Source organism: Microbacterium thalassium (genome assembly GCF_014208045.1).
Lineage (GTDB): Bacteria > Actinomycetota > Actinomycetes > Actinomycetales > Microbacteriaceae > Microbacterium > Microbacterium thalassium.
On sequence record NZ_JACHML010000001.1, the window covers coordinates 2,425,341 to 2,437,800 of the forward strand.

The window sequence follows — 12,460 nt, forward strand, 5'->3', positions numbered from 1 at the left end:
CAGAGCGACCGTCGTGAGCACGGGCGCCGTCCGCATCCGCCCCGACCACGCGCGGGCCACCTGGAAGCCGACATTCCTCTGGCTGCTCACCTCGCAGCGGTGGACCGGCCCGAAGCCGATCAACGTGTACGTCATCGAGCATGAACGCGGCGTGGTCGTCTTCGACACCGGGCAGGATCGCGCGTCCGTGACCGATCCGGACTACTTCCCCACGGGACTGGCCGGGGTCGTGTTCGACCGCCTCGCGCGATTCGAGATCGCCGAGGACGAGACGCTGCCGGTCCTGATGCAGGCCGAGGGCTTCGATCCGGCCGCGGTGACGCACGTCGTCATCTCGCATCTGCACCAGGATCACATCGGCGGCATCGCCGACTTCCCCGAGGCCGAGGTCATCGTCTCGCGCGACGAGTGGGACGCGCACCGCAAGGCCGGTGCCGAGGTGCAGGGGTACATGCGCGACCACATCGACCTCCCGGGCGTGAGCTGGCGCATCGTCGACTTCGAGCCGACGGCCGATCCCCTGCTGGCGGACTTCGGCGGAGCCCTCGACCTGTTCGGCGACGGGAGCCTCGTGGTGCTTCCCACCGCCGGGCACACGTCGGGATCGATCTCTCTCCTGGTCCGTCGACCGGGGTGGGCGCCGATCCTGCTCGCGGGCGACCTCACGTTCGACGCGCATCACTTCGACGAAGAGCACATCCCCGGGATCGGCAGCCGTCGACAGCTGCGGGCCTCCACGAAGCGCGTGCGCGCCCTCCGCGCCCGGCTGCCCGGGCTCGTCGTCGCGGCCGCGCACGATCCCGGCGCCGCCGAGCTCTTCACCGCCGCGATCAGCGACCCGGGAGGACTCGAGAAGGGACGTCCATGACGACCACCCCCGCAGCGCCCAAGCCCGCGCCCGAGGCCCGCGGCGGCAACGTCGCCGGGCGCATGACCGCGCTGACCCTCTTCACCCCGATCCGCCGGCAGTGGACCTGGGCGCTGAGGCTCGGGTTCGCGATCGTCCCCTACCTTCCGGTGCGTCGGCACATCATCCAGTTCAACTTCATCAAGTTCGTGCGCTGGGTCATCGTCGACGACCTGGACGGCGAGAAGCTGCACTACCCGTACCTGTTCTTCGAGAGCAACTTCGACGGCCCCTGGCAGCACTACATCGACGCGTTCGCCTACGTCATCCCGGCCGACATCCGATTCGTCTGGGGGCGGGGCCCGGGCTTCCCCGGGCCGCCTCCCGCAGAGCCGCTCAAGGCGTGGATCGCACACAACAGCATGGAGGGCGGCACGTACTACTGCGCGCACGAGGACCTGTCGACGCGCCAGATCCAGCACGCCCTCAGCGTCACGGACGCCTTCGAGAAGCTGCAGCGAGACGCGCGCGGGATGAGCCCGGCGGAGTTCGGCCAGGCGTGGCGGTCCTTCCTGACCGATCAGCAGAGCCACCTCTAGGAGCGCAGATGCCGAATCGCACCGGAACCGCCTACGCCCTGACGACCTTCGCCCGGCTCGAGGATTCGGCGGACGCCGATGAGCTCGAGCGGTATCTGCAGGAGCTGCCCCGGGGGGCGGACAGTCCGTTCCACCGCCTGACGGGCGTGCATCTCACGCGCGTGCAGCTGTTCCGCACGCTCGTCCACCAGGGGCCCAAGCAGACCCACGACGACCGCCTTCGGCATCCGCACCTGGTCTTCACCAGCGTGTTCGACGGGGACCGTGACGCCTACCTCGATCAGCTTCGCGTGAAGGTTCCCGAATGCGACCGCTGGTGGGGCGACTGCGTCGGGTACCCCGGCCGGTCCGACGCGGCCGCCTTCGCCGCGTGGGTGCGCAGCCTCCAGCGGACCACGACGCTGTTCCAGTCCCCGTTCCCGACGGCGACGGTCGGGCGGATACGGGAGTCGGTGGCGATGCGAGAGCGCGTGCTCGACTTCGCCGTGTCGACCCAGGGGCTGGACGACGATGCTCTGCTGCGCCGCTTCCGAGAGGACTTCTGATGCTGGGGCGACCCGAGAACCTCCCCGCTCGCTCCGTCGAGCCCGCGACGATCGACCTCGGTGACATCCAGGGGAACGTGCTGCGCGGGTACACGATGCCCGCGGCGGCCTATGTCTTCCTCACGATCGTCGACGCGCCCCGCGCGCGGGCGCTGCTGCGACGCGTCCTGCCGCTGGTGCAGACCGCGGAGCTGTGGGACGCCACGCCCGAGCACGCCGTGAACGTCGCCTTCTCGCACGAGGGGCTGCGAGCGATGGGAGTGACCGAGGACGTGCTCGCGTCGTTCCCCGAGGTGTTCTCCGAGGGGATCGCCCCTCGCGCGGAGCGCCTGGGCGACACCGGCACCAGCGCACCGTCCGAGTGGGAGTTCTCGGACCCGCATGCTCTCCTGACCGTGTGCGCGGTCGACACCGAGTCGCTGGAGTCCGTTCTCGCGGAGCTGCGCGCATTCGAGGCCGAGGGCGCCGTGGAGTTCGTCCACATCATGCACACGCTCGATCGCACGACCGGGCACGACCATTTCGGCTTCTTCGACGGCGTGAGCCAGCCGGCGATCGCGGGCGCCGGCGTGCGCTCGCGGCGTGGCGACGGTCAGCCCGACGGCAATGGCGGGTGGCGGGAGGTCGCGACCGGCGAGGTGCTGCTGGGGTACCCGGACGAGGACGGCAGGCTCCCGGAGGCGCCGGCGGCGCCGTTCGAGCGCAACGGAACGTTCGTCGTCGTGCGCAAGCTCGCCATGGACGTGGCAGGCTTCCGTCGCTTCGTCCGCGACGCGGGCTATCCCGGAGGTCCCGACAAGCTCGCGGCCAAGATGGTGGGCCGCTGGCCCGACGGGACGCCCCTGGCGATCTCACCCGAGGCCCCCGACGCCGCGATCTCGGCCGATCCCGAGCGCATCAACGACTTCGCCTACGACGACGATCCCGAGGGCCTGCGCTGTCCCGTCGGCGCGCACGTGCGTCGCAGCAACCCGCGCGACTCGAAGGGGTTCTTCCACGGACGGCTCACCAACCGGCACCGGATGGTGCGCCGCGGTCGCTCGTACGGCACGCCGCTGGATGAGGACCGGCTGGATGACGACGGCACCGAGCGCGGACTGATGTTCGTGTCGTTCCAGACCGACATCTGGCGGCAGTTCGAGACGGTGCAGGCGCTGTGGATGAACGACGGCGACCCGCTCGGTGTCGGCGCCGACAAGGACTTCCTCGCCAGCGGCGACGACGACGGGGGCAAGATGACCATCCCGGGGCACCCGCCGTTCTTCCTCAAGCCGCTCCCCCGCTTCGTCACGACCCGAGGCGGGGCGTACCTCTTCCAGCCGTCGATGTCGGCGCTGCGGTGGCTCGGCGACCTGGCCTGAGCCGCGATCGGCGCGAGCCGCGTCCGGACCGCGCCCCGATCGTGCGCGCGCCGCGCTAGTCCGTGCGACCCGCGGCCGCGCGCTTCCACGGCGCGAACGCGTTCGTGACGCCGTCGAACGCGGGGGCCAGCTGCGGGAAGTGCCTCAGGATCACCGTGATCATGGTGTTGTCGGCGATCCAGTCCAGACCGGTCTGCGTGTAGTACTCGGCGGTGAAGCACTCGGTGAGGAACCGGTCGCTCTTGAGGCGCCGGCTGGCCATCAGGATGAACACGCGGAAGGCGGTGTCGCTGAAGCCGAACCCGGGCGGCGGCGTCTCGGCGTGCATCCCGACCTGGAGGTCCACCAGCTCGACGTCGCCGTACATCTCCTTCAGCTGCAGCGCCCAGACCGGGTCGTCGGTGAGCTCCTCGAAGGTCGCGGCGGGTCTCAGGTGGAGCTGGCGGCGGAACTCGTTGTACCGCGGCACGCCGCGCTCTCGGTCGCGCAGGATGTCGAGCGCCGCGAGATCCAGCCGCGTCCCGTCGGGCAGCGTGATGTCCTGCATCCAGCGCGGGAAGTTGTGCAGCTGGACCGCCCCCGGGTGCTGCGTGCCGAAGGAGTACCAGAGATCGGCGACGTCCTGTTCGCCCTCGAGCACGCGCTGGGCGTTGAGGAGGACGATCTCCTCGAAGTCCATGGCGTCGAGGAGCCGGTCGTCCGTGCGCGAGCGCACGTCGAGGCGCTCGGGAAGCAGCGGGTGCAGACGGTAGACCGCGGCGAACTCCTCGGTGAGCTGGTAGGGCGCGCCGTGGTGGTCGTGCTCGGACCCCGGGATGCCGCTGATCACATCGCTCTTGCTGAGGCGTCCGAAGCGGCGGCTGACGCGCTCGCCGGCCAGACCCCACCAGTTCGCGCGCATGGCGGTGTTCATCACCGGTGTTGCGATGATCCCCGGCGTCCACTCCACCGTGTGGATCTTCGCGAGCAGCGCCGAGACGATGAGCTGAGCGGTGCCGAACAGCTCGTCCTCGGTCATGTCGGGGTGCTCCCGGTGCAGGGCGTCGCAGATCGCGTTGTGCTCGAGGGTGAACAGCGTGTGGAGCATGCCCAGCCCCACCCACCAGTTCTCGTTGAACCCCGTCATCGCCACGCCGGACGCCGGATCCAGCGGCAGATGGCCGTCCTGAAGCTTGAGCTTGCCGCCGATGTGGCTGCGCACCTGACTCCGACGCGTCTCGGAGCTGCCGTAGATCGACGAGGCATCCCACCAGTGCGACTGGCTGTTGATGTACGTGGGCGGAAGGTGGGCGTCGGCGGCCGTGCGGGTCGTGTCCTGCTTGGTGCGCGGGATGCGCATGGGATCCTCGAACCAGCCGTCGTGGGGCGGCAGGGGCACCTCGAGCGGCTCGTCGTCCTCGCGCCCGTGCGCGAACCAGTCGTGCGTCTGGAACTGGATCCACGCCGCCGCGAGCAGGTTCAGCGACGTCGCCGGGGTGAAGCTGTCGCGCCGCATGAGCTTCTGGCTGATCTCGCGCGGGTTGGGCGTCAGCATGTGCTCGGTGTCGGGCCAGGCGCGCTCGAGCGACACGTTGCGCGCGAACCGCGTTCCGGCGCGGCCCATGTCGGGATCGCCCAGGTCGTTGTAGGCGCCGTCCGCGTTGCGGAATCGGCGATCGGATTCCCGCGCGCCCTCCAGCGTCGTCCCCGGGGTCCGTCCCGCGTCGCCCGGCGTCCGCGTGTCGACGAGATTCTCATCGCGCAGCTGATCCCGCAGCGCGATGAGGTTGACGACGCTCATCACGAAGGGCAGTCGGAACCAGGGCGTCTTCCGGTTGACGCGGCTGTAATAGCGGATCAGCGCCCGCCCGAAACCCGATGGATTGCTCACTTCCCGCTCCGTTCGGTTGAGGAATGCCCCAGTGTCCTGCCCGCATCATAGTGAAGCCGCACGTGCCGGGGCCATCACCCGCGTCGGATGCGCGACGGCATTCCGCCACGGGCATCCGTGTCCGGTTCCGCGCGAATACGTCCATTGCGGCGGGGCCCCGTGCGTGGATAGCGTGAGGTCAGGCACTGATCGACGGACGCGGGGCCAGGGGGCCGTCCGCTGGGGATTCGTGCCACGTGCTTCGCCGGGTACCACCGTACGCCGAAGGAGGGCCGCACCCGTGAACGCAGCCACACCCGAGCACGTCGACGCCGTCGTCGTGGGTTCTGGATTCGGAGCTTCCGTGTCCGCATACCGTCTCGCCGACGCCGGCCGATCGGTCATCGTGCTCGAACGCGGCCGGGCCTATCCGCCCGGCAGCTTCGCCCGCAACCCGTACGAGATGAGCCGGGCCTTCTGGGAGCCCAAGGACGAACTGTTCGGGCTCTTCGACATCCGCTCCTTCCGCAAGATCGAGGCGATCGTGTCGTCGGGTCTGGGCGGCGGGTCCCTCATCTACGCCAACGTCCTGCTGCGCAAGGACGAGCGCTGGTTCGTCCACGATTCGCCGCTGCCCGGCGGCGGATACGAGAACTGGCCGATCGGGCGCGGCGACCTCGACCCGCACTACGACGCGGTCGAGGCGATGATGAACCCCATCCCGAACCCGTACCCCGACCTGCCGAAGTCGCGCGCCCTGCGCGACGCCGCGGCCGCGGCCGGCCTCGAGGCGTTCTCACCACCGCTGGCGGTGTCGTTCTCACCGCGCCCGGGAGCACCCGCGGAGCAGAAGCAGATCATCGACGAGCCCCCGTACGGCAACATCCACGGCGTCCCGCGACTCACCTGCCGGCTGTGCGGCGAGTGCGACATCGGCTGCAACGAAGGCTCCAAGAACACCCTCGACCACAACTACCTGTCTGCTGCGGCGGCCAAGGGAGCCGACATCCGCACGCTCGCCGATGTGTACGGCATCACGCCGCTCGACGGCGGCGGCTACGAGGTCCGGTACCAGCAGTACGGCACCGAGGCCGAGGCGGACGGCAAGCGCACGCGCGAGCCCGTGACCATCAGGTGCAAAGAGCTGTATCTGGGAGCCGGGACGTTCGGGACGACCTCCCTTCTGCTGCGCAACCGGGTCGGGCTCCCGGCGCTCGGCCGCGCTCTCGGAAGCCGGTTCAGCGGCAACGGCGACCTGCTGACGTTCTGCTTCGATGCGAAGACCGTCACCGAGCGCGGGCATGTGCGCGTGATCGACGCCGCCCACGGCCCCGTGATCACGACCGCGATCCGCAAGCCCGACGGCATGGACGAGGCCGGAGCCGGCCGGGGCTACTACGTTCAGGAAGCAGGCTTCCCGGAGTTCACCAACTGGCTCATCGAGACCGCGCAGGTGACATCGTCGATCAAGCGCGCCGCGGCGGTGGTGCGCCAGATCATGGCGTACCGCATGTCGGAGCGCAACGAATCGACCATCTCCGCCGAGGTGGCGGGGCTCATCGGCCAGGGACAGCTGACCTCGAGCTCGCTGCCGCTGCTGGGCATGGGCCGCGACACCCCCGACGGCCGCATCACGCTCGCCGACGGCGAGCTCGACGTCGAGTGGACCACCGCGACGAGCGCGGCCTACTTCGACGCCATGCGCGCGACGATGCTCCAGCTCACCGAGAACCTCGGCGGCCGGTTCCGCGACAATCCGCTGTGGTGGACCAAGCGCGTCGTCACGGTGCACCCGCTCGGCGGGGCGCCGATGGGGCGCCATGTCGGAGAGGGCGTCGTCGACTCGTGGAACGAGTCGTTCGGGCACCCGGGGCTGTACGTCGTCGACGGCGCGGGCATGCCGGGCCCCGTCGGGCCGAACCCGTCGCTGACGATCGCGGCCATGGCCGATCGCGCCGTCGAGCACGCGCTCGAGAAGCCCAAGCCCCGGCGTCGGCGCGCCGGCACGCCGGTGGCGCCGCCGCCGCCCGCACCGGAGGTCGCCGACCCCGTCTCGGGGCGCGGCATGGAGTTCACCGAGAAGATGCGGGGCTTCCTGGCGCTCGGTCACAGCGATCCGATGTCGGGATGGGAGCACGGACGGCAGCTCGCGCAGCGCTTCATGTTCAAGCTGACCATCACGGCCCCCGACGTCGAGCGCTTCGTCTCCGGCGAAGACCACACCGCGACCGCCGAGGGCTACGTCGACTGCGATCTGCTCGGCGGTGAGCTGCCCGTCGTGCGCGGGTGGGCGAACCTGTTCGTGGACGCCGGCGAGGACACGCGCGAGATGCGCTACCGCCTGTGGTTCCACGACGCCTCGGGCACGCCCCTGACGATGTACGGCTTCAAGGTCGTGCGCGACGATCCGGGCTTCGATGTGTGGACGGACACCTCCACGCTGTACATCACCCTCATGAAGGGCCATGTGGCCCCGGGGGTCGCCGGCGCGGACGACGGGTCCGGGGAGGTCGTGGGAGCCGGGATGCTCCGCATCCTGCCGCTGGACTTCGCGCGTCAGCTCACGACGTTCAAGGGGGCCGGCCAGGGCGGGCTCGGCTCCATCGCCCGGTTCGGCGCCTTCTTCACCAAGTCCGTCAAGGACGCGTACCTCAAGCCCGCACCGCAGCGAGCGGGGGCCGGCACGGACACGGACGGAGCGGGCCGATGAGCGCTCCCGCGTCGCCGACGTCGCGAGGCGAGCACCGGGACGAGGTGGACTTCGTCCTGACCGACGACGGCACCATCATCACGCTGATCCGGGTGCGCGGCGCATCCGCCCCGACTCGCGGTCCGGTGCTGCTCGCGCACGGGGCGGGGATGCGGGCGGAGTCGTTCCGCCCGCCGGCCATCCGGTCCGTCGTGGACGTCCTCATCGATGACGGCTGGGACGTCTGGATGCTCAACTGGCGCGGCTCCATCGACCTTCCCCCGGTCCCGTGGACGATCGACGACGTCGCGCTGTACGACGTGCCCGCGGCGGTTCGGCACGTCACGGGTGTCACCGGCTCCGACACCGTGAAGGTCATCGGCCACTGCCAGGGTGCGGCGGCCCTCAGCGTCGCCGCCGCGGCGGGCCTCGTGCCCGAGGTCGACGTCGTCGTGGCGAATTCGGTGTCGCTGCATCCGGTGCTGCCGTTCTTCGCCCGGGTGAAGCTCGATGTGCTCCTGCCCATGTTCCGCACCGGCGAGCCCTACGTCGACATCGCGTGGGGCGACGGGCCCGAGAAGGGCGTCGCGCGCATCACCAGGAACACGGTGAGGCTGGCGCATCCGGAGTGCAAGAACCCCGGGTGCAGCATGGCCAGCTTCGCTCTGGGCTCCGGCCACCCGGCGCTCTGGCGCCACGAGAACCTCGACAGCGCCACGCACGACTGGCTCGAGCACGAGTTCGGGAAGATCCCGCTCAGCTGGTACGCGCAGATGTCCCTCTCGCACCGTGCCGGACGGTACGTGATGGTGCGCGGGTACGAGGCGCTCCCCCACCGCATCGCCGACGCGCCGCCGCAGACGGATGCCCGGTTCACGCTGCTGACCGGCGATGAGAACCGGGCATTCCTGCCGTCGAGTCAGCACCGCACGTTCGCGTACCTCGACGACGCGCAGCCCGGCAGGCACTCCCTCACCCAGATCCCGGGATACGGCCACGCGGACGTCTTCGTCGGCCGCCGGGCGCACGTCGACGCGTTCCCGTACATCCGCTACGCGCTGGGACGCTGAGCCGCGCACGCGCCGCGGGCTCGCGCGGCCTCAGTCGCGATCGTGGCCGGCGTGCGGCATCGGCTCGTAGCGGTCGGGCGTGATCGAGACCTCACCCAGCCCGGCGGTGAGCGAGCGCAGATCGAGCACGTACCGTGCGAGCTCGGACTCGGGGACGGTCGCGGTCACGCGCACCCGGCGGTCGTCGACGGTCTCGGTGGCGCTGACCCGCCCGCGGCGGCCGGAGAGGTCGGTGAGGACCGCGCCCTGCAGCTCGGTGGGCACCGTCACGACGACGCTCGAGACCGGCTCCAGCACGACCGTGCCCGCGTCCGCCACTGCCGACTTGACGGCGAGGGAGGCCGCGATGCGAAAGGCCATGTCGGACGAGTCGACGGAGTGCGCCTTGCCGTCGAGCAGCTCGATCCTCGCGTCGACGACCGGGTGGCCGTGCGGGCCCCCGGCTTCGAGCGCTTCGAGCGCGCCCTTCTCCACGGCGGACACATAGGCCTTCGGCACCGCGCCGCCGACCACCGAGCTCGCGAACTCGTATCCGGCGTTCGCCGGAAGCGGCGAGACCTGCAGCTGCACGAGCGCGAACTGGCCGTGGCCGCCGGACTGCTTCTTCACCTTGCCCTCGGCGGTCGCCGCGCGCGTGATGCGCTCACGGTACGCGATCGGCGCCGGCCCCGTCGTGACGTGCACGCCGAGCACGCGCGCCATGCGCTCCACCGCGACCTCCACGTGGGTCTCCCCCATGCCCCTCAGAACCGTGGCGGTGCCGGTCCTGTCCACGACGAGGGTCGGATCCTCCGTCACGAGGCGCGCGAGAGCCGTCGACAGCTTCGCGTCGTCGGACTGCGACTCGGGCTCGATGCTGACGGCGAACAGGGGCTGCCGCTCGGGCGGCGGGAGCGGACGCGCCGCGCCCGTCGATCGTGACCACAGCAGCGATCCGGAGGGCGTGCCGGTGAGCTTCGCGACCGCGCCGACCTCGCCGGCGCGCAAGGAGGCTGCCGGCACGTGCTCCGAGCCGCGCAGCCGGAAGAGGCCGGCGAGCCGCTCCTCGACGCCCGTCGTCGCGTTGCGCAGCCGGTCGTTGGGTCGCACCACGCCCGACAGCACCTTCAGCATCGACACCTGCCCCACGAACGGGTCGGCGATCGTCCGGAACACCTGAACCAGGGTGTCGCCGCCGGGATCGCAGGCGACGTCCACCTCGGCCCCGCGCCCGTCCGCGCCCACGAGGATGCGCGCATCGCGTGCCGCCGCGGACGGCGCGAGCGCGCACACGAGGTCGAGCAGCCGATCGACACCCGTGCCCGCGGTGCCCGAGCAGACGACGACGGGCACCGCGTCGCCCGCGGCGATCTCGTCGGCGAACGTGCGCTGGAGGGCGCCGACGGAGGGCTCCCGGCCCTCGAGGTACTCCTCGAGCTGCGCGTCGTCGTGCGACACGATCTCCTCCACGACGGCGACATGCGCGTCGTGCTCCTCCGGCTGCATGTCCGCCGGCAGAGCCCCCACGGTGCGCCCGCCCGCACCGTCGTCCTCGAGGGCCTGCTCGGTGAGGACGTCCGCGACGCCGTGGAAGGCATGCTCCTCGCCGAGCGGGAACTCGATCGGCCACACGACGTCTCCGAGGAGCTCGCGGAGATCGGCGACCACCTTCCGGAAGTCGGCGCGCGCCCGATCCTCCTGGGACACCACGGCGATGAGGGGCACCCCCGCGCTGCGCGCGGCGTCGGCGGCGGCGTGCGTCCCCGCCACGACGCCGTCGAACGAGCTGAGGACGAGCAGCCCGACGTCGGCGACCGCGAGCGCGGCGTCGACCGCGCCCACGAAATCCGGATGACCGGGAGTGTCCACGAGGGTGAGCGCGTGGGTGGTTCCGTCCTCCGCCGTCCAGTCGAGGGGTGCGAGCGCGAGGTTCAGCGAGTGACCGCGCGCGACCTCCTCGGGCTCGTGGTCCGAGACGGTGGAACCCTGCTCGACGCTCCCCGGCCGTGAGATGCTGCCTGCACGATGGAGGATCGCTTCGACGAGCGTCGTCTTCCCCGAGCCGGCCGCGCCGAGCAGCGCGATCGTCCGGATGGTCTTGTCTTTCGCAGGCATGCCCCTCCCCGCGACGGTGCGGACGGTGGCTTCCATCGTGCCCGGCGCGAGCGCGGTCCGCTACTGCGATCCCGCTGGCCGATCAGGCTCTCAGGCGAGCTGGCGCGCGGCGGAGCGGTCCACCCAGCGCCGGAGCAGTCCCAGGAGGCCGATGCTGCGGCGCGAGGTCGGCTGGGTCGGTCGGTGGACGGGGCCGGTCGCCACGATCGCGGCTCCCCAGCCGTTCCCGACACTGGACACGGGGCGGTGCGTGGTGGTCTCCCACGGATTCGGTGCAGTGTACATGTCAGTCCTCCTCGACCGTCGGCGTGTGCCGATACTGCGCGTCCATTATCCCGCGGGTGAGCGCGCGCGGGGGCGGAGACATGCCGCTTCGGGGCTGTGAGGGGCGCGCGGAGGCGACCGTCCGAGCCCCCGGGAATATGGAGCGGATGACGAGACTCGAACTCGCGACCCTCACCTTGGCAAGGTGATGCGCTACCAACTGCGCTACATCCGCGTGCCGCCCGGATCGCTCCGAGCGACGAGAAAGCCCCCGGTTCCGGGGGCTGTTCCGTGCGCGATACTGGGATCGAACCAGTGACCTCTTCCGTGTCAGGGAAGCGCGCTACCGCTGCGCCAATCGCGCCCAAAATGGGCTGTTCAGTTGTGTCAGTGAGGTGGCGACGGGATTCGAACCCGTGTAAACGGCTTTGCAGGCCGGTGCCTAGCCGCTCGGCCACGCCACCGTGTGTGGTTCGAACCACGTGTCGTGATCGGCTTTCGGATTCCTCCGTGTGGCGATCCCCGCACTCGAGCGGATGACGAGACTCGAACTCGCGACCCTCACCTTGGCAAGGTGATGCGCTACCAACTGCGCTACATCCGCATTTTCGCCTCCGGGTCTCCCCAGCGACTTCATCGACTTTAGCCGATCTCGGCGCAACCGCAAAACCGACAGCGCCCCGCGCGTGTCCTGCATCTCGATTCGTCGCAGGGCCCGGCATCCGCTAACATCGTTACTCGGCCCCCTCGCGGGCCACGGGCGATTGGCGCAGTTGGTAGCGCGCTTCCTTCACACGGAAGAGGTCATCAGTTCGAGTCTGGTATCGCCCACCGCAAGACCCCCGGTTCGCCGGGGGTCTCGTCGTTTCGTCGTCCGATCGCGACGGGACTCAGCGGCCGCCGCGGTCGCGCCGCTCCCGGTAGCGCGCGATGAGCTCCTGCGTCGTGACGATGAGGCCGGCGGCGGTGAGGATGTATGCCCCGTAGAGGATGAACGGCTGGGCGTCCGCACCGGTGAAGCCCCACGAGACCACGGCCACGATGACGAGTCCGCCGAGCAGCAGCCAGGGTCCCTTCACGGTCACAGACTAGCCGCGCCCTCCATCGCCGCGCACGCACGCGGAAGGGCGCCGCGGCCGAAG

The 12,460-nt window shown here is 70.5% G+C and carries 10 protein-coding genes and 5 tRNA genes; 7 read left to right on the forward strand and 8 right to left on the reverse strand.

The annotated features are described in order from the left end of the window. Positions 1 to 13: 13 nt before the first annotated feature. From HD594_RS11150 to HD594_RS11165, 4 genes are read left to right on the forward strand one after another with little or no spacing between them, the layout of a single operon-like run. A complete protein-coding gene (locus HD594_RS11150) occupies positions 14 to 868 on the forward strand; it encodes an N-acyl homoserine lactonase family protein (RefSeq protein WP_221446606.1) in 855 nt (284 codons plus the stop codon). Further along, positions 865 to 1,446, forward strand: a complete 582-nt coding sequence (locus HD594_RS11155) for a hypothetical protein (protein ID WP_184751034.1) — start codon at positions 865 to 867, stop codon at positions 1,444 to 1,446. The genes HD594_RS11150 and HD594_RS11155 overlap by 4 nt, the downstream gene beginning before the upstream one ends. Before the next feature lie 8 nt (positions 1,447 to 1,454). Further along, positions 1,455 to 1,991 (forward strand): hypothetical protein, encoded by a 537-nt coding sequence (locus HD594_RS11160; protein ID WP_184751035.1) that lies wholly within the window; start codon positions 1,455 to 1,457, stop codon positions 1,989 to 1,991. After that, a complete protein-coding gene (locus HD594_RS11165; RefSeq protein ID WP_184751036.1) occupies positions 1,991 to 3,352 on the forward strand; it encodes a Dyp-type peroxidase in 1,362 nt (453 codons plus the stop codon). Before HD594_RS11160 ends, HD594_RS11165 begins: the two co-directional genes overlap by 1 nt. Positions 3,353 to 3,407: 55 nt before the next feature. Here HD594_RS11165 and HD594_RS11170 read toward each other — a convergent pair whose 3' ends face one another. Then, positions 3,408 to 5,222, reverse strand: a complete 1,815-nt coding sequence (locus HD594_RS11170) for a peroxidase family protein (protein WP_221446607.1) — start codon at positions 5,220 to 5,222, stop codon at positions 3,408 to 3,410. Between the two features lie 280 nt (positions 5,223 to 5,502). Here HD594_RS11170 and HD594_RS17860 point away from each other — a divergent pair, with 280 nt between their 5' ends. Further along, complete coding sequence (locus HD594_RS17860) at positions 5,503 to 7,911, forward strand: GMC oxidoreductase (RefSeq protein ID WP_184751037.1); 2,409 nt, start codon at positions 5,503 to 5,505, stop codon at positions 7,909 to 7,911. Continuing rightward, positions 7,908 to 8,960, forward strand: coding sequence for an esterase/lipase family protein (locus HD594_RS11180; RefSeq protein WP_184751038.1), 1,053 nt, complete (start codon positions 7,908 to 7,910; stop codon positions 8,958 to 8,960). The genes HD594_RS17860 and HD594_RS11180 overlap by 4 nt, the downstream gene beginning before the upstream one ends. A 30-nt stretch (positions 8,961 to 8,990) precedes the next feature. On the opposite strand, the gene HD594_RS11185 is transcribed toward HD594_RS11180, so the two are convergent. The 6 genes from HD594_RS11185 to HD594_RS11210 form a co-directional block, all read right to left on the reverse strand. Beyond that, positions 8,991 to 11,054 (reverse strand): elongation factor G, encoded by a 2,064-nt coding sequence (locus tag HD594_RS11185; RefSeq protein WP_184751039.1) that lies wholly within the window; start codon positions 11,052 to 11,054, stop codon positions 8,991 to 8,993. Between the two features lie 90 nt (positions 11,055 to 11,144). Next, positions 11,145 to 11,339, reverse strand: coding sequence for a hypothetical protein (locus HD594_RS11190; RefSeq protein ID WP_184751040.1), 195 nt, complete (start codon positions 11,337 to 11,339; stop codon positions 11,145 to 11,147). Positions 11,340 to 11,477: 138 nt separating this feature from the next. Further along, positions 11,478 to 11,553 (reverse strand) — tRNA-Gly (locus HD594_RS11195). Between the two features lie 57 nt (positions 11,554 to 11,610). Continuing rightward, a tRNA-Val gene (locus tag HD594_RS11200) sits at positions 11,611 to 11,682 on the reverse strand. A 29-nt stretch (positions 11,683 to 11,711) separates the two neighbouring features. Next, positions 11,712 to 11,782: transfer RNA gene (locus HD594_RS11205), tRNA-Cys, on the reverse strand. Between the two features lie 67 nt (positions 11,783 to 11,849). Beyond that, a tRNA-Gly gene (locus tag HD594_RS11210) sits at positions 11,850 to 11,922 on the reverse strand. Positions 11,923 to 12,076: 154 nt separating this feature from the next. Between HD594_RS11210 and HD594_RS11215 the strand changes: the two genes are divergently transcribed. Beyond that, positions 12,077 to 12,149, forward strand: a tRNA-Val gene (locus HD594_RS11215). A gap of 59 nt (positions 12,150 to 12,208) precedes the next feature. Here the strand turns inward: HD594_RS11215 and HD594_RS11220 are convergent. After that, a complete protein-coding gene (locus HD594_RS11220; protein ID WP_184751041.1) occupies positions 12,209 to 12,397 on the reverse strand; it encodes a hypothetical protein in 189 nt (62 codons plus the stop codon). Between the last annotated feature and the right edge of the window lie 63 nt (positions 12,398 to 12,460).

What these genes read in the sequence shown, in the direction of transcription:
- HD594_RS11155 (WP_184751034.1), top strand. Translation starts at nt 865, where the DNA reads ATGACGACCACCCCCGCAGCGCCCAAGCCCGCGCCCGAGGCCCGCGGC.
- HD594_RS11160 (WP_184751035.1), top strand. Translation starts at nt 1,455, where the DNA reads ATGCCGAATCGCACCGGAACCGCCTACGCCCTGACGACCTTCGCCCGG.
- HD594_RS11165 (WP_184751036.1), top strand. Translation starts at nt 1,991, where the DNA reads ATGCTGGGGCGACCCGAGAACCTCCCCGCTCGCTCCGTCGAGCCCGCG.
- HD594_RS11180 (WP_184751038.1), top strand. Translation starts at nt 7,908, where the DNA reads ATGAGCGCTCCCGCGTCGCCGACGTCGCGAGGCGAGCACCGGGACGAG.
- HD594_RS11185 (WP_184751039.1), bottom strand. Translation starts at nt 11,054, where the DNA reads ATGCCTGCGAAAGACAAGACCATCCGGACGATCGCGCTGCTCGGCGCG.
- HD594_RS11190 (WP_184751040.1), bottom strand. Translation starts at nt 11,339, where the DNA reads ATGTACACTGCACCGAATCCGTGGGAGACCACCACGCACCGCCCCGTG.